20 protein-coding genes are annotated in these 19,828 nt (G+C 72.3%); 13 read left to right on the top strand and 7 right to left on the bottom strand.

Features of this window, described 5'->3' with window-relative positions; genetic code table 11:
• The first annotated feature begins 2 nt into the window (after nt 1-2).
• Nucleotides 3-815 (top strand): MBL fold metallo-hydrolase, encoded by an 813-nt coding sequence (locus ABZ815_RS15505; RefSeq protein ID WP_357698300.1) that lies wholly within the window; start codon nt 3-5, stop codon nt 813-815.
• Between the two features lie 261 nt (nt 816-1,076).
• Here ABZ815_RS15505 and ABZ815_RS15500 read toward each other — a convergent pair whose 3' ends face one another.
• A complete protein-coding gene (locus ABZ815_RS15500; protein WP_357698097.1) occupies nt 1,077-1,646 on the bottom strand; it encodes a hypothetical protein in 570 nt (189 codons plus the stop codon).
• Nucleotides 1,647-1,944: 298 nt separating this feature from the next.
• On the opposite strand from ABZ815_RS15500, the gene ABZ815_RS15495 reads away from it, so the two are divergent.
• A complete protein-coding gene (locus ABZ815_RS15495; protein ID WP_357698095.1) occupies nt 1,945-2,247 on the top strand; it encodes a hypothetical protein in 303 nt (100 codons plus the stop codon).
• A 101-nt stretch (nt 2,248-2,348) separates the two neighbouring features.
• Here ABZ815_RS15495 and ligD read toward each other — a convergent pair whose 3' ends face one another.
• Nucleotides 2,349-3,356, bottom strand: a complete 1,008-nt coding sequence (gene ligD / locus ABZ815_RS15490; RefSeq protein ID WP_357698093.1) for a non-homologous end-joining DNA ligase — start codon at nt 3,354-3,356, stop codon at nt 2,349-2,351.
• 322 nt (nt 3,357-3,678) lie between these two features.
• On the opposite strand from ligD, the gene msrB reads away from it, so the two are divergent.
• On the top strand, nt 3,679-4,080 hold the full coding sequence (gene msrB, locus ABZ815_RS15485; protein ID WP_357698091.1) for a peptide-methionine (R)-S-oxide reductase MsrB: 402 nt from the start codon (nt 3,679-3,681) through the stop codon (nt 4,078-4,080).
• A gap of 171 nt (nt 4,081-4,251) precedes the next feature.
• Here msrB and ABZ815_RS15480 read toward each other — a convergent pair whose 3' ends face one another.
• Nucleotides 4,252-5,328, bottom strand: coding sequence for a hypothetical protein (locus tag ABZ815_RS15480; protein ID WP_357698089.1), 1,077 nt, complete (start codon nt 5,326-5,328; stop codon nt 4,252-4,254).
• Nucleotides 5,329-5,437: 109 nt separating this feature from the next.
• Between ABZ815_RS15480 and ABZ815_RS15475 the strand changes: the two genes are divergently transcribed.
• From ABZ815_RS15475 to ABZ815_RS15465, 3 genes are all read left to right on the top strand, one after another.
• Nucleotides 5,438-6,418 carry an ABC transporter ATP-binding protein gene (locus ABZ815_RS15475; RefSeq protein WP_357698087.1) on the top strand — a complete coding sequence of 327 codons (981 nt, stop codon included), beginning with the start codon at nt 5,438-5,440 and terminating at the stop codon, nt 6,416-6,418.
• Between the two features lie 92 nt (nt 6,419-6,510).
• Entirely contained in the window at nt 6,511-7,656 is a 1,146-nt protein-coding gene (locus tag ABZ815_RS15470; protein WP_357698085.1) for an ABC transporter permease, read from the top strand.
• Nucleotides 7,653-8,786: an ABC transporter permease gene (locus ABZ815_RS15465; RefSeq protein WP_357698083.1), complete on the top strand. Its 1,134-nt coding sequence runs from the start codon at nt 7,653-7,655 to the stop codon at nt 8,784-8,786. Before ABZ815_RS15470 ends, ABZ815_RS15465 begins: the two co-directional genes overlap by 4 nt.
• Here ABZ815_RS15465 and hemQ read toward each other — a convergent pair.
• Complete coding sequence (hemQ, locus tag ABZ815_RS15460; protein WP_357698298.1) at nt 8,783-9,484, bottom strand: hydrogen peroxide-dependent heme synthase; 702 nt, start codon at nt 9,482-9,484, stop codon at nt 8,783-8,785. The two genes, ABZ815_RS15465 and hemQ, sit on opposite strands and share 4 nt — an antisense overlap.
• A gap of 5 nt (nt 9,485-9,489) precedes the next feature.
• Nucleotides 9,490-10,893, bottom strand: a complete 1,404-nt coding sequence (gene hemG / locus ABZ815_RS15455; RefSeq protein ID WP_357698081.1) for a protoporphyrinogen oxidase — start codon at nt 10,891-10,893, stop codon at nt 9,490-9,492.
• 108 nt (nt 10,894-11,001) lie between these two features.
• Here hemG and ABZ815_RS15450 point away from each other — a divergent pair, with 108 nt between their 5' ends.
• Entirely contained in the window at nt 11,002-11,967 is a 966-nt protein-coding gene (locus ABZ815_RS15450) for a DUF4349 domain-containing protein (protein WP_357698079.1), read from the top strand.
• 3 nt (nt 11,968-11,970) lie between these two features.
• On the opposite strand, the gene hemE is transcribed toward ABZ815_RS15450, so the two are convergent.
• Entirely contained in the window at nt 11,971-12,921 is a 951-nt protein-coding gene (gene hemE, locus ABZ815_RS15445) for a uroporphyrinogen decarboxylase (protein WP_357698296.1), read from the bottom strand.
• 400 nt (nt 12,922-13,321) lie between these two features.
• Here hemE and ABZ815_RS15440 point away from each other — a divergent pair, with 400 nt between their 5' ends.
• The 6 genes from ABZ815_RS15440 to ABZ815_RS15415 all read left to right on the top strand — a co-directional run bounded on the left by ABZ815_RS15440 (nt 13,322) and on the right by ABZ815_RS15415 (nt 18,754).
• Nucleotides 13,322-13,531 (top strand): hypothetical protein, encoded by a 210-nt coding sequence (locus ABZ815_RS15440; protein ID WP_357698077.1) that lies wholly within the window; start codon nt 13,322-13,324, stop codon nt 13,529-13,531.
• Between the two features lie 60 nt (nt 13,532-13,591).
• Nucleotides 13,592-14,188, top strand: a complete 597-nt coding sequence (locus tag ABZ815_RS15435; RefSeq protein ID WP_357698075.1) for a DUF3000 domain-containing protein — start codon at nt 13,592-13,594, stop codon at nt 14,186-14,188.
• 45 nt (nt 14,189-14,233) lie between these two features.
• A complete protein-coding gene (locus ABZ815_RS15430) occupies nt 14,234-15,460 on the top strand; it encodes a ribonuclease D (protein WP_357698073.1) in 1,227 nt (408 codons plus the stop codon).
• Between the two features lie 134 nt (nt 15,461-15,594).
• Nucleotides 15,595-16,740: a Gfo/Idh/MocA family oxidoreductase gene (locus ABZ815_RS15425; protein ID WP_357698072.1), complete on the top strand. Its 1,146-nt coding sequence runs from the start codon at nt 15,595-15,597 to the stop codon at nt 16,738-16,740.
• On the top strand, nt 16,737-17,897 hold the full coding sequence (locus tag ABZ815_RS15420) for a DUF993 family protein (RefSeq protein WP_357698071.1): 1,161 nt from the start codon (nt 16,737-16,739) through the stop codon (nt 17,895-17,897). The genes ABZ815_RS15425 and ABZ815_RS15420 overlap by 4 nt, the downstream gene beginning before the upstream one ends.
• Entirely contained in the window at nt 17,894-18,754 is an 861-nt protein-coding gene (locus tag ABZ815_RS15415) for a sugar phosphate isomerase/epimerase family protein (RefSeq protein ID WP_357698069.1), read from the top strand. Before ABZ815_RS15420 ends, ABZ815_RS15415 begins: the two co-directional genes overlap by 4 nt.
• Here the strand turns inward: ABZ815_RS15415 and ABZ815_RS15410 are convergent.
• Nucleotides 18,751-19,794: a hypothetical protein gene (locus tag ABZ815_RS15410; protein WP_357698067.1), complete on the bottom strand. Its 1,044-nt coding sequence runs from the start codon at nt 19,792-19,794 to the stop codon at nt 18,751-18,753. The genes ABZ815_RS15415 and ABZ815_RS15410 overlap by 4 nt on opposite strands.
• Nucleotides 19,795-19,828: the final 34 nt, after the last annotated feature.

The raw sequence follows: 19,828 nt of genomic DNA, 5'->3' as shown, positions 1-19,828 counted from the left end.
CGATGAAGGGCAGCCTGCAGTTCATCGGCAACGCGACCACGCTGATCCGCTACAACGGCTTCACGCTGCTGACGGATCCCAACTTCCTGCACCGCGGCCAGCGGGCCTACCTGGGCTACGGCCTGAGCTCGCGGCGGCTGAAGGACCCGGCCATCGACGTGTCGGACCTGCCGCCCGTCGACGCGGTGGTGCTGTCGCACCTGCACGGGGACCACTGGGACCGGGTGACCGAGAAGGGGCTGGACAAGGACACCCAGATCATCACCACCCGGCAGGCGGCGCGCACGTTGCGCCGCCGCGGCTTCGGCCGCAGCACGGGCCTGGAGGTGTGGGAGCAGCACGAGCTGAACGGCCCGCAGGGCAGCGTGACCGTCACCGCCCTGCCCGCCAGGCACGCGCCCGGCCCGGCGGAGGCGCTGCTGCCGCCGGTGATCGGGACGATGCTGGAGTTCCGCGGCCCCGAGGGCCTGGTGGAGCTGCGCCTGCACATCAGCGGCGACACACTGCTCGACCGCCGCCTGGAGGCGATCCCGCGCCGCTTCCCCGACGTCGACCTGGCCCTCGTGCACCTGGGCGGCACCCGCCTGCTCGGCACGCTGCTCGTCACCATGGACGGCGAGCAGGGCGCGACCTGGGTCGACCTGATCAACCCGCACACGGTGGTGCCGGTGCACTTCGACGACTACGGCGTCTTCAGCTCGCCGCTGGACGACTTCCGGCACCACATCGAGCAGGTGGGCCTGGCCGACCGCGTGGTCTACCTGGAACGCGGCGAGACCCGCGAGCTGGCGCCACATCATCTCGTGCGCCGCTGAACCAGCGTTCCGCACCCGTCCCGGCTCGTCCTGGACGGGTGCTTCGGCGATTCCACCCAGGATGAGATTTCTTCTACCTGAGGGGAGAATCCTCTACCGCGAGCGGAAATCAGATATCCGATTCCTCCCTCAGCGGGAGATGTGCGCGTTACCTTCGTCTCTCGGCCCCACCTCTTGTGCCGCCGCACGGCCGGGCCGTCGGGTCCCGTCCCAGGCGCCGGGTCCGGCCGTGCGGCTCTCACGCCCGGCGCGGGCCGCACGTCAGGAGATGCGGGTCAGCTTCTCGGACGTCCGCTGGAACGCCTTGCCGGTCCACTTGTAGGTCTGGCGGACGAGCAGGTCGGGGCAGCATCGGGGAGCCCGGTCGCTGAGCACCTTGCCGCTCAGGCGCACCTGGCCCTGCTGGATGGTGACGCTTTGGGTCTTGAAGTAGCGGTTCTTGCCCAGCTCGCCGATCAGCCGCGGGGCCGAGCGCTTGGAGGCGCCGTCGTAGACGAAGGCGATCATCGGGTTGCCCGCCGTGGGGCTCGGGCAGGACGAGACCACGACGGCCTCGGGCCGTCCGTCACGCGTGAGGTCGCCGACGGCGGCGACGCGGGCGCGGACGACGTACCACTTGTCCTTCGGCCCCGGCTTGGGGCAGTGGAGGGCCCGCTCCACGACGGGCGCCCAGTCGACGCCCCGGAAGGGGTCCGTCGCCCGGCCCGTCGCGGCGGAGGCGGCGCCCGTGGCGAGGATCGGCGCCAGTGAGGCCGACAGGGCGACGGTCGACGCCCAGACGAGGAGCCGGCGGGCCGTCGGGCTGTTCTTGTGCGTGGCGCTTGAGTTCATGACCGTTTCGATGCGGGAAACGCCTGACAAGTTCGGCCGGAGGCGCATGACATCTGCCGTCATGCCGTTCGCAGCGTTTCGTCAGGCGGAAGGCGCGCAGGTCTTTGTGGGGACTCGACCATATTTTCGGGAACGCCGTCGCGACGTTACACGCGACACGCCCAGACCTGCGGCTCTCATCCTGTGCCCTGACACGATCGCCACCGCCGTTACCAGTCTGAGATGTTCGCTTATGTCTCCACCTCGCCCCCTGCCCAGGCAGCCGCCTGGCCGAGGCTGGAACGGAAGGACATCGCATATGCGCCCAGCCACCCGAGCAGCCCTCACCACCCTCGCCGTCGCGTGCTGCACCTTCAGCACGTTGCCGGCCTGGGCCGCCGCGCCGGCCGGTAACGCGCCGTCGTGCGTGACCGTCTGGCAGAGCACCGGCACCATCACCAAGACCGGCTACGCCCGCAACGACTGCGAGGGCCGGCTCAGGCTGAAGATCATCTGGGCGCACGGGACCGACGGCGCGTGCCAGACCGTCGACCCCGGCGAGACCATCTACTCGCGCGTGCCGCGCGGCGTGCGTACCTTCGACGGAGCCGACACCTGCTGACCGGCTCCCGCGAAAAGGCCGGCCTCCGCGACGGGGCCGGCTTTTCGCCGTCACCCCCTTGGCGACAGGACCCTGCCTCGGCGACAGGGGCCGGCCGCGGGTCACTCCCCTGTGTCGGGTCTGGCCTTGCTGGGCTGGACGCGCTTGGGCTCGCCCGGCATCTTCGGGTAGTTGGGCGGGTAGGGCAGGTCGCCGCGGTCGTCGGCGGCGTACATCTCCAGCAGGGGCTCGATCGAGTACGCCTGGTCGTCGATGGCCGCGTGCACGTCGCCCAGCTTGGCGAAGCGGGCCGGGACGGTGCGGATGTCGAAGTCGCGCGGATCGGCGTCGGCCAGCTCGTCCCAGGTCAGCGGGGTCGAGACGGGGGCGTGCGGGCGGGCCCGGACGGAGTAGGCGCTGGCGACCGTGCGGTCTCTGGCGTTCTGGTTGAAGTCGACGAACACGCGGTCGCCGCGCTCCTCCTTCCACCAGGCGGTGGTCACCAGGCTCGGGTCGCGCGCCTCGACCGCCCTGGCCAGGGCGATGCCGGCATGCCGCACCTGGACGAAGTCCCAGCGGGGCTCGATGCGCACCGCGATGTGCACGCCGCGGTTGCCCGAGGTCTTGACGAAGCCCGTCATGCCCAGCTCGTCGAGCACCTCGCGGGTGCGCTCGGCGGCCCGGCGCGCCGCGTCGAACTCCAGGCCAGGCTGCGGGTCGAGGTCGATGCGCAGCTCGTCGGGGTGCTCGACGTCGGCGGCCCGCACCTGCCAGGGGTGGAAGTCGATCGTGCCCAGGTTGGCGCAGTAGGCGATCGCGGCGACCTCGGTCACCCGGAGCGAGTCGGCGGTGCGGCCGCTGGGGAAGGTGACCGTGACCGACTGCAGCCACTCGGGGTGCCTGGGCGGCATGCGCTTCTGGTAGATGGCCTCGGTCTGGACGCCGTCGGGATGGCGCTTGATGTTGGTCGGCCGGTCTCGGAGCGCGCGCAGGGCACCCTCGCCGACGCTTACGTAATATTCGACCAGCTCCCGCTTTGTCGCCCCGATCTCCGGGAAGTAGACCTTGTCGGGATTGGTGACCTTGACGGTCCGCTCCCCCACCTCGAGCTCTATGAACGGCGATGCCATGCCACCGAACCTACTCCCCCGCCCCGACAAAAGAGGTGGGCCCGTCCCGGAGCCGCGTCGGTGGCGGGACCGGGGCTCGACGGGACGGACCTAAGATCATCCTTCGCCGTTCCGGGCGCTGGCGCGCCACCCGGCCGGCCATCTCCGGTCGCCGGCGGCGCCAGCACGGGCGTGGGCTGTGCCGCTACGGCGAGCCGCGGACGATCTCACCCCTTGGCAGGAGGCGATGACACCCCCTTACCGACAAAGACGCGAATTCGGCCGAGAAAGGATGCTTCACCCTGCGGAGATCTCTTTTTGCCGGATCTCGTAGTCTGGACACATGGACAAGGTGGTCAAGAGCGAGGCCGAATGGCGGGCCAGGCTTTCTCCTGAGGAGTTCCACGTGCTCAGGGAGGCCGGGACCGAGCGCCCGTTCACGGGGGAGTACGTCGACACCAAGACCGAGGGCGTGTACTCGTGCCGCGCCTGCGGCGCGGAGCTGTTCCGGTCCGACACGAAGTTCGAGTCGCACTGCGGCTGGCCGAGCTTCTTCGAGCCGTCGGAGTCGAAGGCGGTGAGGCTGATCGAGGACCGCAGTCACGGCATGACGCGCACGGAGGTGCGCTGCGCGAGCTGCGACTCCCACCTCGGTCACGTCTTCCACGGCGAGGGCTACGCGACGCCGACCGACGATCGTTACTGCATCAACTCGCTCTCATTGCGGCTCGAACCCAAGGGGTGATCGATCACCGACAGAGCGTACCGATCGCCCACGGAGGGTAGGGGCCTCTTCGTGGGCCGGGTCCATCTTCGCCACCGCTGGATGACGATTGAGACGATCGGACGTGTCATGACCCAGCGGTGTGAAGTGTGCGCGAAGACGCGGGTCCGGGTGCGCTAGTCCGGCCACGGGTCAGTTCGGCCGGGGGTAGGTGACACGGCAACTGCGGTCGGACGGGCCCAGGATGTTGGCGAGGACGGGGTTCCCGTTCTCGCCGAACTCCGCCTGCACGAAGACGATCGGACGCTTCACGCCGTTCGCCCGCAGGAATTCCAGGCCGCGTTTGCACAGCGTGATGGCCGTGCGCGAGTTGTCGGCTGAGTCCGGCAGGTTCGTGTAGATGCGTAGATATCCGCCTATGGTGCGGATGTCCTTGAGGTGTTTCATCGCCTTGTCGCCGGGGCCCCAACGGGCGCGGAAGTACTCGACGGCCTCCCGGTCGGTGTGCCGCGACGGCCCGTCCGCCTTGAAGCCGGCCGAGTCGCCGCGCTTGCGGCCGGCGGAGTCGTCCTTGCGACCGGCGGAGTCGTCGGTTTTGTGACCGGCCGGGTCGTCGGCTTCGGGGACGCTCACCTCGGCGTCGCCGGTGTCGGTCCTCCCCTGGACGGTGTCGGCCTTTCCCGGGACGGCGTCCGGCTTCGTGGCGGACTCCGTGCCGGGCTTCCCGGCGGGATCGGCCGTGCCGGTCTGGGCGGGGGCGCCGGAGCCTCCGGAGTCCGTGGGCGACGTGCTCAGCCGGGCCTCGCCCTTCTGCTGCTCGCGGGCGTCCGCGGCGCCCTTGCCGTTCGCCGGCGCCCGGCCCGCGTTCGCCGGGACACGGCTGTCGGCCGCCGGGTCCTGCCGGGCCGTGTCGCCTTCCGCGCCGGCCTGGACTCCCAGGGCGGTCACCGTACCACCGAGCGCGCCGTTCAGGCCGAGGAGCAGCGCGACCCCGCCGGCCAGCGCGATCGCACCCGCCGTCAGGCCGCGTTTCCCCGTACGCCCGCGCCGCCGCCGTCCATGCCGCCCACGCCCCGCCTGCACCTCCGCCCGCTCGCTGGTCGCCCGCTCGCTGGTCGCCCGCTCGCTGGTCGCCCGCTCGCGGGTCGGTCGGGGGTCAGTCGGTTGTTCGCCGGTCAGGCTGTCGGCGCGTCCCAATTCCCGTAACGCCGCGTGGCGGCCCGTCGCGCGGCGCCGTCCGGGGCGCGGCCCTTCCGCGGACTGCTCCACCCCGCCCTCCTTGCCCCCTCGTGGACCGTGCCACCGACGTCACGCCACCCGAGGGAATTCATCCTCGATTGTGACAAAGGGGATAGATCAATGCAGGGAGATCGTCAAGTTGGTCTTGATCTTCCCGGCCGTCCGGCACGACACTGCTCCTGTGGCCCAGGACGAGATCCTGAAATGTCAGAGCCTGCGCAAGACGTTCGGAGACCTCGTCGCGGTCGACGACGTCAGCTTCACCATCGCCGCCGGTGAGACGTACGGCCTGCTCGGTCCCAACGGCGCGGGCAAGACCACCACGATCTCCATGATCGCCGGCATCCTGGAACGCGACGGCGGCGAGGTGCGCGTGGCCGGCCGCATCCACGACACCAGAAGCTCCTGGGGCAAGGAGCGCATCGGGTACGTCCCGCAGGACCTCGCGCTCTACCCAGACCTCAGCGCCCGCGAGAACCTGCGCTTCTTCGCCCGGCTGCACGGCCTGCGCAAAGGGGACGTCCGCACCCGCGTCGGCGAGGTCCTGGAGCTCGTCGGCCTGGCCGAGCGCGCCGACGACCGGGTCAAGGACTACTCGGGCGGCATGAAGCGGCGGCTCAACATCGGCGTCGGCCTGCTGCACCGGCCGCCCCTGCTCATCCTGGACGAGCCCACCGCCGGCGTGGACCCCCAGAGCCGCAACGCCATCCTGGAGAGCGTCGCGGCGCTGGCCGGCGAGGGGGTCGGGGTGCTCTACACCACGCACTACATGGAGGAGGCCGAACGGCTCTGCGACCGCATCGGCATCATCGACCTGGGCCGGATCAGGGCCGAGGGCACCCGCAGGGAACTGGTCGGCCTGGTGGGCGAGCTGGACCGCATCACGCTGACCGCCGACGCCGCCCAGGCCCTGCCCGCGCTGGCGGCGCTGCCCGGGGTGCGCGAGGCCGGCGGCCGCGAGGGACGCGTCGAGCTCACGGTGGAGGACGCCCGGAGGTCGCTGCCGCGCATCCTGGCCGCGGCCGCCGACGCGGGCGTGGCCGTACGGGCGGTCGAGGTCGCCGAGCCGGACCTGGAGTCGGTCTTCCTGCACCTCACCGGCAAAGCCCTACGGGACTGACATGCACACACTCCCGCTCGAACCGGACCCGACCATCGAGACCCCCTCCCGCACACTCCCGCTCGAACCGGACCTGGACCCGGGAGGCTGATGTGCGCACGATTCTCCTCATCGCGGGCAAGGACCTGCGCCAGCGGCTCAGGGACCGGTCGCTGCTGCTGCTGGCGTTCGTGGTGCCGTTCGGGCTGGCGGCCGTCTTCAGTGTGGTCTTCCGGGACGTGGACGCCCAGCAGCCGGTCACGTTCGCGGTCGCGGACCTGGACCGGGGGCCGATCGCGACGACGTTCACCGGCCGCGTCCTGCGCCCGCTGGAGCAGGCCGGGGTGGTCAGGCTGCGCGGCGCCGACGACGAGACCATGGCACGGGCGATCGTGGACGGCGGCCAGGCGCAGGCGGCCTACGTCATCCCCACGGGCTTCAGCCAGGCCGTCCAGACCCGACACAAGGCCACCATCCGGGTGATCGGCGACGTGAACGACCGCATCGGCGCGTTCGTGGCCCGGTCGATCGCCGACTCCTTCGCCTCCGACGTGCGCTACGTCCAGGTGGCCCTGGCGGCCAAGGGCGGGGGCACCCCGGAGCAGGCCGCGGCGGTGCCCCCGCCGGTCACGGTCGCCGATCTGACGGCCGACCGGCGGCAGCTCACGCTGGCCGAGGGGTTCCAGGCCGGGATCGCGGTGTTCTTCCTGTTCTTCGCCGTGCAGTTCGGATTCAGCTCGATCCTGGACGAACGCCGCGACGGCACGCTCGCCCGCCTGCTCGCCGCGCCGGTCCCCCGGCTCACGATCGCGCTGGCGAAGCTGCTGACCGGGGTCGTGGTCGGCGTCGTCAGCATGACCGTGCTGCTGGCCGCCTCGTCGCTGCTGCTCGGCGCGGACTGGGGGGCGCCGGTCGGGCTCGGGCTGCTCATCGTGGCCGGCGTGCTGGCCGCCAACGGGGTGATGGCCCTGGTCGTGACCGTGGCCAGGACGGCCGAGCAGGCGGGCAACGCCGAGACGGTGGCCGCCATGCTGCTCGGCGTGCTGGGCGGGGTGCTCGTCCCCATCCAGCAGACCGGCGGCGCGCTGGCGACGCTGAGCCTGGTCACGCCGCACCGCTGGTTCATGCGCGGCCTGGCCGACCTGCACGGCGCGAACGCGCCCGTCGTGCCACTCGTGCCGGTGCTGGCGCTGCTCGGCTTCGCCGTCGTCACGCTCGGACTGGCACTGTCGCGGACGGAGAGGATGTTCCGCCTGTGACAGCCATCGTCTGGGTCAACCTGGTCAGGCTCGTACGCGACCGGACGAACATCTTCTCCGTCGTCGTCTTCCCGATCGTCCTCATCCTGGTCTTCGGGCTCTCGTTCGGCGGGACGGGCAGGCCGCGCCTCGGCGTCGCCGCCGGGGACGGCCCGCTGGCCGCCGAACTGGTCGCGGCGCTGGCCAGGTCCGGGGAGCTGGAGCTGGTACGGGTCGGCGGCGAGGCCGAGGCCCGCGACGGCGTCGAACGCGGCACGCTCACCGCCGCGCTGATCATCCCCGGCGGCTACGACCGCGCCCTGGCCGCCTTCACCCCGGTCGAGCTGCCGTACGTGGCCAGGAACGAGCCGGCGGCGCTGCAACTCGGCGCGACCGTCAGGTCGGTGGTGTCGCAGGCCACCATGGCCGCCCGCGCCGCCGCGTACGTCCGCGAGGGGTCATTCCCCGACCTCGTCGCCAGGATCGGGCGCATCAGCGCGCCGGGCGTCACGGTCGAGTCGGTCACGACCGGGCCGGTCAGGCCGGTGCAGGTGTCCGGCTTCGACGTCGCCGCCACGTCCCAGCTCCTGCTGTTCGTCTTCCTCACCTCGCTGACCGGCGCGTCGGCGCTGATCGAGACCAGGCGGCTCGGGGTGTCGCGGCGGATGTACGCCGCCCCGGTCGGCAGCCGGGCGATCCTGCTCGGCGAGGCCGCCGGGCGCGTCGGCGTGGCGCTGGCGCAGGGGCTGGTCATCATGCTCGGGTCGGGGCTGCTGTTCGGCGTGCGCTGGGGCGACCCGGTCGGCGCGGCGGCCCTGCTGCTGGCGTTCTCGCTGGTCGGAGGGGGCGCGGCGATGTTGCTCGGCGCGGTGGCGCGCACCTCGCAGCAGGCGGTGTCCGTGGGGGTGCTGGCCGGGATGGGCCTGGCCGCGATCGGCGGCGCGATGGTGCCGCTGGACCAGTTCACCGGCCCGATGCGGCAGATCGCGCACCTCACGCCGCATGCCTGGGCCCTGGACGGCTTCGCCGAGCTGCTGCGCAGGGACGGCACGGTGGCCGACGTCCTGCCGCAGCTCGGCGTGCTCGCGCTCTTCGCGGCGGCGTTGCTCGCCCTGGGGTCGTGGCGGCTGCGGGCCGCCCTGACCCGCTAGGGCAGGGCCGCGACGAGCTCCTGCACCGGCTTGCGCGCGCCCGTGAAGAACGGGATCTCCACGCGGGTGTGGCGGCGGGCCTCCGCGCCGCGCAGCGTGCGCATCAGGTCGACGATGCGGTGGAGCTCGTCGGCCTCGAACGCCAGCATCCACTCGTAGTCGTTGAGCGAGAAGCAGGCCACGGTGTTGGCCCGCACGTCGGGGTAGTCGCGGGCCATCCGGCCGTGCTCGGCCAGCATCGCCCGCCGCTCGGAGTCCTCCAGCAGGTACCACTCGTAGGAGCGCACGAACGGGTAGACGCTCACGTACGCCCGCGGCTCCTCCTCGGCGAGGAAGGCCGGGATGTGGGACTTGTTGAACTCGGCCGGCCGGTGGAGGGCCATCGCCGACCAGACCGGCCTGCTGTGCCGGCCGAGGCCGGTGCGGCGGAACCGGGAGTAGACGTCCTGGAGGTCCTCGGGCGTGGGCGCGTGCCACCAGAACATGTAGTCGGCGTCGGCACGGAAGCCGGCGACGTCGTAGACCCCCCTGGTCACGATGTCGTTCCCGGCCGCCTGGCCGAGCAGCTCCTCGACCTCGTCGGCCATGTTCTCCCGGTTGCCCGGGACCTGCTCGGTCACCTGGAAGACCGACCACATGGTGTAACGGATCACCTGGTTGAGATCGCGGGCCTTCAGCCGCGGCGCGCCCTCTGTCATGTCCTTCATTCTCCTTGTCGCGACAGGTGGTCCAGAATCCGGGCCGCGGCCGTGCGGGCGGTCGCGACGCAGGCGGGGACGCCGATGCCGTCGTAGGCCGCGCCGCACACGGCGAGCCCGGCGGCGCCCGACACCGCGGCGCGCACCCGGGCCACCCGGTCGAGATGGCCCACGTTGTACTGCGGCAGCGCGCCGCCCCAGCGGGTGACCCGGCTGTCGATCGGCAGGCCGCGCACGCCCACGACGTCGGCCAGCTCGGCCGTGGCCAGCGACACCAGCTCGGCGTCGTCGCGCTGGAGCAGGTGCTCCTCGCCGATCCTGCCGACCGAGCAGCGCACGACCAGCAGGTCTTGGGCCAGGTGGGGCCACTTGACCGAGCTGAACGTGACCGCCTTGACCGGCCGGCCCTCGACCGGCGGCACCAGGTAGCCGCTGCCGCCGGGCGGCTGCGCGAGCGCGTCGATCGGGTAGGCGAGGGTGACGACGGCCATGCTGGCGTACTCGATGCGGGCCAGCTCGGCGGCGGCCTTGGGCACCTCGTCCTTGAGCAGGCGGGCGGCGGCGGGGCCCGGCGTGGCCAGGATCACCGCGTCGGCCTCGATCACCTCCGGCTGCGGCACCGGCCCGGCGACCAGCCGCCAGCCGTGCTCGGTGCGGTGGAGCTCGCGCACGGTCACGCCGGTCCTGACGTCGGCCCCGGACGCCTTGGCCACCGCCTCGGGCAGCCCGCCCAGCCCCTGGCGCAGCGTGGTGAAGACCGGCCCGCCGTTCTTGGGCGCCTCCTCGACGATGTGCCGGGCGGCGTTGAGCAGCGAGCGCTCGGCCCTGGCGACGGCCGCGACCTGCGGCATCGTCGCCTCCAGCGACAACATGTCGGAACGGCCGGCGTAGACGCCGCCGAGCAGCGGCTCGACCAGGCGCTCGACGATCTCGCCGCCCATCCGGGCCCGGATGTAGGAGGCCACGGACACGTCGGTGCGCACCAGCGTGGGCGGCAGGATCTGGTCGAGCGGCACGCGCAGCAGGCCGCCGGGCGAGACGATGCCCGACTTCGCCAGCTCGGCCAGGTCGGCGGGCACGCCCATGACGTGCCCCTTCGGCATCTGCCGCAGCGCGCCCCGGGAGTAGACGGCCGACCGCGCGGTGCCCGGGAAGACGAGATCGTCCTCCAGCCCGACGGCCTTGGCCAGCTCGACGCCCTCCGGCCGCCGGGCCAGCATGGCCTCGGCCCCGGCGTCGACGCTCACCCCCGCGACCTCGGAGGCGTGCAGCTTGCCGCCGAGGCGGGGGCTGCCCTCCAACACGGTCACCTTGACCTGCTCGCTCGTACCCTGACGGAGGAACCACGCGGCCGCCAGGCCGGAGATCCCACCGCCGATGACGACGACGTGCGCCCGATTGCCTTCCACGTCTCCTGACGCTACCGCCTCGGCAGACCGCCCAGCTGATCGGGGCACGTGACCCTACCGTGACGTAGGTCGCCAAACCGGGGTGATCCACCGTCCGTCATAGAGGGCATGAGGAGAATCCGGTTAGGCATCGCGCTCTCGGCCTGTGCCGCCCTGCTGCTCGCGGGCTGCGGCGCCGGCGGCGGCGAGCCCATGGTGGCTGCGGCCGGCGCGTCGGAGGCGTCTTCGCAGGCGCTCGCCGCGCCCGAGGCACAGGATCAGGTGGCGCCTGAGAAGAGGGTCGCGCGGCAGAGCGGCGACAGCGCGGTCTCCGGCGTCAAACTGGCCCAGCAGCAGGACCGGCAGGTCATCTACACCGGCAGCATGACGGTACGGGCCAAACAGGTCACCTCGGCGGCCCAGCAGGCCAAGCAGCTCGTCACGGCGGCGGGCGGCTACCTGTCGAAGGAGGAGACCAACACCGCCAGCGACACCGAGGACTCGGCCCTGCTGGAGTTCAAGATCCCGCCCACCCGGTACGCCGACGTGACCGGCAGGCTGGGCAGGGAGCTGGGCAAGCAGCTCTCGATGAACCAGGGCACCCAGGACGTCACCCTCCAGGTCGCCGACGTCGAAAGCCGGCTGAAGTCGGCCCAGGAGTCGCTGGCGTCGTTGCGCACGCTGCTGAAGAAGGCCGACACCATCGGGCAGGTGCTACAGGTGGAGCGGGAGATCAACTCCCGCGAGTCGGACCTGGAGGCGTTGCAGGCCCAGCAGAAGGAGCTGGCCACCCAGGTCGCGATGGCCACGCTGACGCTCCGGCTGGTCGGGCCGGTGGCCGTGGTCGAGGACCCGGCCGAGGAGCCGGCGGGCTTCCTCGGCGGGCTGAAGGCCGGCTGGGAGGCGCTGGTGTCGTTCACCAAGACGGCGCTGACCGTGTTCGGCGCGCTGCTGCCGTGGCTGGTCGTCATGGTGCCGCTTTTGGCCGTGGCGGTGTTCCTGGTGCGGCGCAACCGCGCGCGCCGCCCCGCTCCCCCGGCCGCCCCGGAGCCCGCCGAGGCCGAGCCCGCCGAGCCTGGGCCGTCGGCGGCCTGACGGTCAGGCGCTCGCTTCGTGGACCAGGTCGGTCAGGCGCTTGAGCTGGTCGGGGTCGGTCGAGGGAAGCACGCCGTGGCCGAGGTTGAACACGTGACCCTCGGCCGCCGCGCCACGCCGCAGCACCTCGCGGGCCTTGCGCTCCACGACCTCCCACGGCGCGAGCAGGATCGCCGGGTCGAGGTTGCCCTGCAGCGCCTTGCCCGGCCCGACGCGCCGGGCCGCCTCGTCGAGCGGCACCCGCCAGTCGACGCCCACGACGTCGGCCCCGGCCTCGCCGAGCACGCCGAGCAGCTCGCCGGTGCCGACGCCGAAGTGGATGCGGGGCACGCCCGTGACGCCCTCGAAGATGCGCCGGGTGTGGGGCAGGATGAACTCGCGGTAGTCGGCCGGGGCCACCGCGCCCACCCACGAGTCGAAGAGCTGGATCGCCGAGGCGCCCGCCGCGATCTGGATGCGCAGGTGTTCCAGGACGATGTCGGTCAGGCGCTCCATCAGGGAGTGCCACAGGGCCGGCTCGCCGTACATCATGGCCTTGGTGAGGTCGTGGTTCTTCGACGGACCGCCCTCGATCAGGTAGGACCCGAGGGTGAAGGGCGCGCCGGCGAAGCCGATCAGCGGGGTGCCGGCCAGCTCGCCGACCAGCGCCGAGACGGCCTCCGTCACGTAGGGCACGTCGCCGGGCTCCAGCGGGCGCAGGGCGGCCACGCCGCGCGCGTCGCGGATCGGGTCGGCGACGACCGGGCCGACGCCCGGCTTGATGTCGAGGTCGATGCCGATGGCCTTGAGCGGGACGACGATGTCACTGAAGAAGATGGCCGCGTCGACGCCGTAGCGGCGCACGGGCTGCATGGTGATCTCGACGATCAGGTCGGGCGTCGCGCAGGCGGTGAGCATCGGCACACCCTCGCGGACCTTCAGGTATTCGGGCAGCGAACGCCCGGCCTGCCTCATGTACCAGACAGGGGTGTGCGGGACGGGCTGCCTGCGGCAGGCGCGCAGGAAGGCTGAGTCGGCGAGATTCACCCTCCAAGGGTGCCATGGCCCCCGATCGGCCGGGACATCGGCGCGAGGTGTCGGAAAAACATGCATTGGATACCCAAAATCATGATCAGATAGCCAGATGAAGGTTTACCGGTCTGCCCGGCAGCGGCGTCGCACACGGGTCGAACACACCCCATGGCCGCCCAGAGAGCCGGTCTCGACTGGACCAAATGTTCACCAACGCACCGCGCGGCATCGATTCAGCGACCACTTTCGGGACACGCCGAGCGCGTTGCGGGGAATTGTCAGCGGCTCGTGCCAACGTCGGAGCCACGACCCGAAGAAAGGCCCCGGTTCGATGACTGGTGCGATGACCGCGTTGTGGAGTTCCCCGGAGCGTCGCAGCGAACGCTGTGCCGCCTGTGCCGGCGAGCGGCTGTTCGAACAGCCGCCCTGTTTCGACGGGCACGGGCCGGGCGAGTGCCCGGAATGGGCCTGCGCCGAATGCGGCCACGCGATCCTGCTCGGCCCGGCCGAGACCACCCGACCGGTCCGCCAGCTGGTTACGGCAGCGGCTTGATCACCAAGGATGAGCACCCCCGTGGTCCCCTTCCGTCCGTCCTCGACCTACGCTTCGGCTATGACCCTCGGTGACCAGCCACCGCCGCCCGCCGCGTTCACCCGCGCGGCGGAGAGCCTGCGGCTGTGCGAGGTCAGGCCGGAGATCGAGCTCGAGGACCTGCCCGCGCCGCAGCGGCTGGCCCCCTACTCGGCCGCCATCGGCGCCTCGGTCTACCGCGACGACGACGAGCTCGCGGTCGGCCGGCTGATCCTGCTCTACGACCCCGACGGCCAGCGCGGCTGGGAGGGCCCGTTCCGGCTGGTGGCCTACGTCCGGGCCGACATGGAGCCGGAGATCACCTCCGACCCGCTGCTCGGCCCGGTCGTGTGGAGCTGGCTGACCGAGGCCCTGGAGGCGCACGAAGCCGACTACTCCGCCGCGGGCGGTACCGTGACTAGAGCCGTGTCCGAGGGCTTCGGCAACAAGGCGGAAGACCCGGTCACGACCGAGCTCGAGTTGCGTGCGTCCTGGTCGCCCGCCGAGGAGGATCTGACCGGCCACGTCGCCGCCTGGTGCGACCTCATGTGCCTGGCGGCGGGGATCCCGCCGCTCCCGCCCGACGTGGCCGCGCTGCCGCGCCGACGTGATGATCCGGAGAGTGACCGTACGAAGTGAGGGCACCAGTCAAGACAGCACCAGCGTCATGAGGTCGGTGAGCTCATGACAGAAGAACGCATCGTTGAGCCCCTGCTCGAACCCCGCGAAGGCATCCCGCCGGTGATCGCCGACGCGCAGGGGCTGGCGCGGGTCGTCGACGCCTTCGCCGCGGGCACCGGGCCCGTGGCGGTCGATGCCGAGCGCGCCTCCGGCTACCGCTACGGCAACCGGGCCTACCTGGTCCAGCTCCGCCGGGCCGGCGCGGGCACCGCGCTGGTCGACCCGGTCGGCTGCCCCGACCTGTCGGCGCTCGACGCCGCGCTGACCGGCACCGAGGTCGTGCTGCACGCCGCGTCCCAGGACCTGCCGTGCCTGATGGAGGTCGGCTTCAAGCCGCGCGAGATCTTCGACACCGAGCTGGCCGGCCGGCTGCTCGGTTACGAACGCGTCGGGCTCGGCACCATGGTCGAGACCGTGCTCGGGCTGCGGCTGGAGAAGGGCCACTCGGCCGCCGACTGGTCCACCAGGCCGCTGCCCGAAGACTGGCTGCGTTACGCGGCCCTCGACGTCGAGGTGCTGGTCGAGCTGCGCGACATGCTCCACCAGGAGCTGACGGAGTCGGGGAAGCTGGAGTGGGCGCGCGAGGAGTTCGCGGCCGTGCTCAACACCCCGCCGCCGGCGCCGCGGTCCGACCCGTGGCGGCGTACGTCGGGCATCCACAAGGTGCGCAACGTGCGCGCGCTGGCCATCGTGCGCGAGCTGTGGACCATGCGCGACACGATCGCCAGGGAGAGCGACCTGGCTCCCGGCCGGGTGCTGCCCGACGCCGCGATCGTCACGGCGGCCCTTGAGGGCCCCCGCACGAAGAAGGCGCTGACGGAGATCTCGGCCTTCACCGGCCGCAGCGCCCGCCGGTACATGAATGACTGGCTGGCCGCCGTCAACCGGGCACGGGCGCTGCCCGACGCCCAGCTCCCCCAGCCGAGCACCCCGGGTGACGGGCCGCCGCCGCCCAACCGCTGGGCCGACCGCGACCCTGCGGCGGCCAAACGCCTCGCGGCGGCGCGCGCCGTGGTGGCCGCGCTGGCCGAGGAGCACCACATGCCCACGGAGAACCTGCTCCAGCCCGACGCGGTGCGCAGGCTCACCTGGGAACCCCCGCCCGAGATCACCGACGAGAGCGTGACCGCGCGGCTGCGGGCGCTCGGGGCGCGTGAGTGGCAGCTCACGCTCGCGGCCCATCCCATCGCCAAGGCGCTGGCCCGGCTCGAAGGCCGGGGCGACAGCTAGCCCACCGCCGGCGTACGGGCGGAGGGTCCACCCCTCCGCCCGCCGTCGTCGCCCTCCCACTTGACGCTCCGAGGGGGACGGCCGTACGTTTCGGGAAAGCGCTTTCCCCTCCCCCGCTGCCTGAAGGGATCCTCATGAGCGTGCGCACCATCGGCGTCGTGATGAACGGCGTCACCGGACGAATGGGCTATCGCCAGCACCTCGTCCGCTCCGTGCTGGCCATCAACGAGCAGGGCGGCGTCACGCTCTCCGACGGCGAACGCGTCAGGCTGCGCCCGGTGCTGGTCGGCCGGAACGCCGCCAGGATCGCCGACATCGCGGACCGCCACGGGATCCCGGACCACACCACCGACCTGGACGCCGCCCTCGCCGACGACGACAACCTGATCTACTTCGACGCCCAGGTCACCAGCGCCCGCGTCAAGGCCGTGCTCAAGGCCATCGAGGCGGGCAAGCACGTCTACGCCGAGAAGCCCACGGCCGAGTCTGTGGAGGAGGCCGTCGCGCTGGCCGAGGCCGCTGCGGCCAAGGGGGTGAAGAACGGCGTCGTGCAGGACAAGCTGTTCCTGCCGGGCCTGCTCAAGCTGAAGCGGCTGATCGACGGCGGGTTCTTCGGCCGCGTCCTGTCGGTGCGCGGCGAGTTCGGCTACTGGGTGTTCGAGGGCGACTGGCAGGAGGCGCAGCGCCCGTCCTGGAACTACCGGTCCCAGGACGGCGGCGGCATCGTGCTCGACATGTTCCCGCACTGGCACTACGTGATGGAGAACCTGTTCGGCCGGGTCCGGTCGGTCTATGCCAAGGCCGTCACGCACGTCCCGTCCCGGGTGGACGAGCAGGGCCGGGCGTACGAGGCCACCGCGGACGACGCCGCGTACGGCATCTTCGAGCTCGAAGGGGACGTGATCGCTCAGATCAACTCCTCCTGGACGGTCCGCGTGAACCGGGACGAGCTGGTCGAGTTCCAGGTGGACGGCACGCACGGCAGCGCCGTCGCGGGCCTGCGCAACTGCCGCTTCCAGCACCGGGCCGCCACCCCCAAGCCGGTCTGGAACCCCGACCTGCCGGCCACGGCCCGCTTCCGCGAGGACTGGCAGGAGGTCCCGGACAACGCCGAGTTCGACAACGGGTTCAAGGTCCAGTGGACGGCGTTCATTCGGCACGTGCTGGAGGACGCGCCCTTCCCCTACGACTTCGCCTCCGGCGCGCGTGGCGTGCAGCTCGCCGAGCTGGGCCTGCGCTCGAACGCCGAGGGCCGCAGGATCGAGGTGCCGCAGCTGTGAGGATCGACCTGCCGGGCGGCGCGTACGAGCTGCGCGAGCCGGTGACCTGGCCGGTGTCGGCCGCCCCGGCCACGAGCAGGGTCGTCTACGCGGCCGCGCACGTCGTCGCCGACCCGCTCGGCGACAACACGCCGGGCTCCCCCGCCGCCGTCGACTGGGACGCCACGCTGCGCTTCCGCCGCCACCTGTGGTCGCACGGCCTGCGGGTGGCCGACGCCATGGACACCGCCCAGCGCAACATGGGCCTGGACTGGGCGGCGACCGAGGAGCTGATCCGGCTCAGCGCCCAGGAGGCCTCCCCCTTCGGCGACCCGGCGGCGCTGGTGGCCTGCGGCGCGGGCACCGACCACGCGCCCGGCGCCGCCGACCTGCACACGATCACCGCCGCGTACGCCGAGCAGGTGGAGGCCGTCCAGGCGGCCGGCGCGGGCGTGATCGTGATGGCCTCCCGGCAGCTCGCCGGGGTGGCCGAGGGCCCGCGGGACTACCACCAGGTGTACGGCAAGGTGCTCGGCCTGGCCGACCGCCCGGTCATCCTGCACTGGCTGGGCGAGATGTTCGACCCGCAGCTCGCCGGCTACTGGGGCGCGCACGACGTGGACGCCGCGACGGAGTCGTTCCTGGAGCTGGTCCACGCCCACGCCGCCCTGGTGGACGGCGTGAAGGTGTCGCTGCTGGACGAGCAGCACGAGATACGGCTGCGCGCCGCGCTCCCCGAGGGCGTCCGCCTCTACACCGGCGACGACTTCAACTATCCCTCGCTCATCAGGTCGGGCTCGCACGCGCTGCTCGGCATCTTCGACGCGATCGCCCCGGCCGCCGCCGCGGCCCTGCGCGAGCTGGACGCGGCCGAGACGGCCACCGGTGCTGAGGCGGCCCATCACCTGGCCCGCTACGACGAGATCCTGGCCCCCACGGTCGCCCTGTCACGCAAGATCTTCGAGGCGCCGACGTACCACTACAAGACCGGCATCGTCTTCCTGGCCTGGCTGAACGGCCACCAGGACGCGTTCGCCATGGTGAACGGCGCCCAGTCGGCGCGCTCGCTGCGCCACCTGTCGGAGGTGTTCCGGCTGGCCGACAGGGCCGGGCTGCTGGCCGACCAGGAGCTGGCCGTGCGCAGGATGACGGCGCTGCTGGCGGTGAACGGCCTGTGAGCCTGTCGCTGAACCAGTGGACGACCCGGCGCTGGTCGGTCGCCGAAGCCGTGGACGGCTGCGCGCGGCACGGCCTGGAGGCGATCGGGCTGTGGCGCGAGAAGGTGGCCGAGGAGGGGCTCGCGCGCAGCGTCAAGCTGGTGCGCGAGGCCGGGCTGCGGGTGTCCTCGCTGTGCCGGGGTGGCTTCCTCACGGCGGGCGGGCTGCCCGGCGAGGAGGGCCGGCGGGCCTTCGACCGGGCGCTCGACGACAACCGGCGGGCCGTGGACGAGGCGGCCGAGCTGGGCGCCGCGTGCCTGGTGATGGTGGTCGGCGGGCTGCCGGGGGTGCGGCCGGGCGAGCCGCTGCCGTCCGGTTTCTCCAAGGACGTCGCCGGTGCGCGCGAGCGGGTGGCCGAGGCGCTGGCGGTGCTGGCCCCCTACGCCGGTGAGCGCGGCGTCCGGCTGGCGCTGGAGCCGCTGCATCCGGTCTACTGCCCGGACCGGGCGGTGCTGTCCACGCTGGGCCAGGCGCTCGACCTGAGCCTGCCGTACCCGGAGGAGCAGGTGGGGGTGGTCGTGGACACCTTCCACGTGTGGTGGGACCCCAGGCTGTTCGAGGACGTCGCGCGGGCCGGCCGGCGGATCGCGTCGTACCAGGTGTGCGACTACCTGCACCCGCTGCCCTCGGACGTGCTGCTCGGCCGGGGGATGATGGGCGACGGGGTGATCGACTTCGCGCCGATCACGCGGGCCGTGCTGGCCGCCGGCTACGCGGGCGACATCGAGGTCGAGATCTTCAACGCCGACGTCTGGGCGGCCGACCCGGACGAGGTGCTGGCCACGATGAAGGCCCGCTACGCCGAGCTGGTGGTCTAGACGCGGCTGGGGTCGACCGTGCCGTCGAGGGTGAGGGCGGCTTCGAGCAGGAAGTAGTCGCCCCAGATGAGCTCGTTGCCGGCGGCCAGGCCCTTGCGGCGGTCGTAGCAGCCGTCCACCAGGCCGCCGTGCTCGTTGAGGTGGTCGCGGGCCAGCGACTCCAGGGTGTCGGCGGCGTGTTCGCGGTAGCCGTCCTTGGCCAGCGGCGCGAGCTTGGACAGGGCGGCGGCGGCGATCGCGGTGGCCGAGGTGTCGCGGGGCGCGTCGGGGATGGCGGGGTCGTCGAAGTCCCAGTAGCAGACCCGGTCGGACGGGACGTGGGCCAGGTACCAGTCGGCGACCTCGGTGGCCGGCCCGATGAACTCGGCCGACAGGTGGGCGGCCTGGGCCAGGCCCAGCATGGCCCACGCCTGCGCGCGGGCCCAGGTGCTGCCCGGCGAGGAGCCGTTGACCGCGCCGGCCGAGGTCTGGGCGACCGAGCCGTCCTCGCGGACGCACATGGCGTAGCTGGCGCGGGCGTGGGACTCGGCCATCACCAGCAGCTCGCGGGCGCCGGTGCGTTCGCAGGCGAAGGCCAGCAGCGGGACCGTGCCGGGCAGGCCGTCCACGCAGGCGCCCGGCCGGGGCCAGTCGTACTTGACGACGTCGTCCTCCTGGGGTGGGAGCAGGCCGGCCAGCGGGTCGAAGCCGATGCTCAGGGACCGGGCGGCGGCCACGGCGGTCGTGGCGCCCGGGTCCTCGTCGCCGGCGAGCACGGCCGGGAGCGCGGCGCCGTACCAGAACAGCAGGCCGCGCAGCAGGGTGGGGGCGTCGGTGCGGGACGTCAGCCGCTCGGCGACCTGGCCGGCCGCGCGGGCGTATCCGGGCTCGCCGGTGGCGACCGCGGCCAGGGACAGCAGGCCGCCCCAGAAGCCGCCGCACCAGTCCCCGTCCTCGGACCAGGTCCATTCGCCCGTCACGGGGTCGGCGTAGAGGGGGAAGCGCCCTTGCGACTGCGCAAGGGTCGTGCCTACCCTGCGCACCAGCTCTGTGACCAGCATGGGACCGCCTCATCCGGGAACGTCATGCCCTCCC

The sequence above is a fragment of the Nonomuraea sp. NPDC047529 genome, assembly GCF_040642995.1.
Taxonomy (GTDB): Bacteria; Actinomycetota; Actinomycetes; order Streptosporangiales; family Streptosporangiaceae; genus Nonomuraea.
Note: the sequence above shows the minus strand (reverse complement) of the source record. Positions and strands in the feature narration are given on the sequence as shown.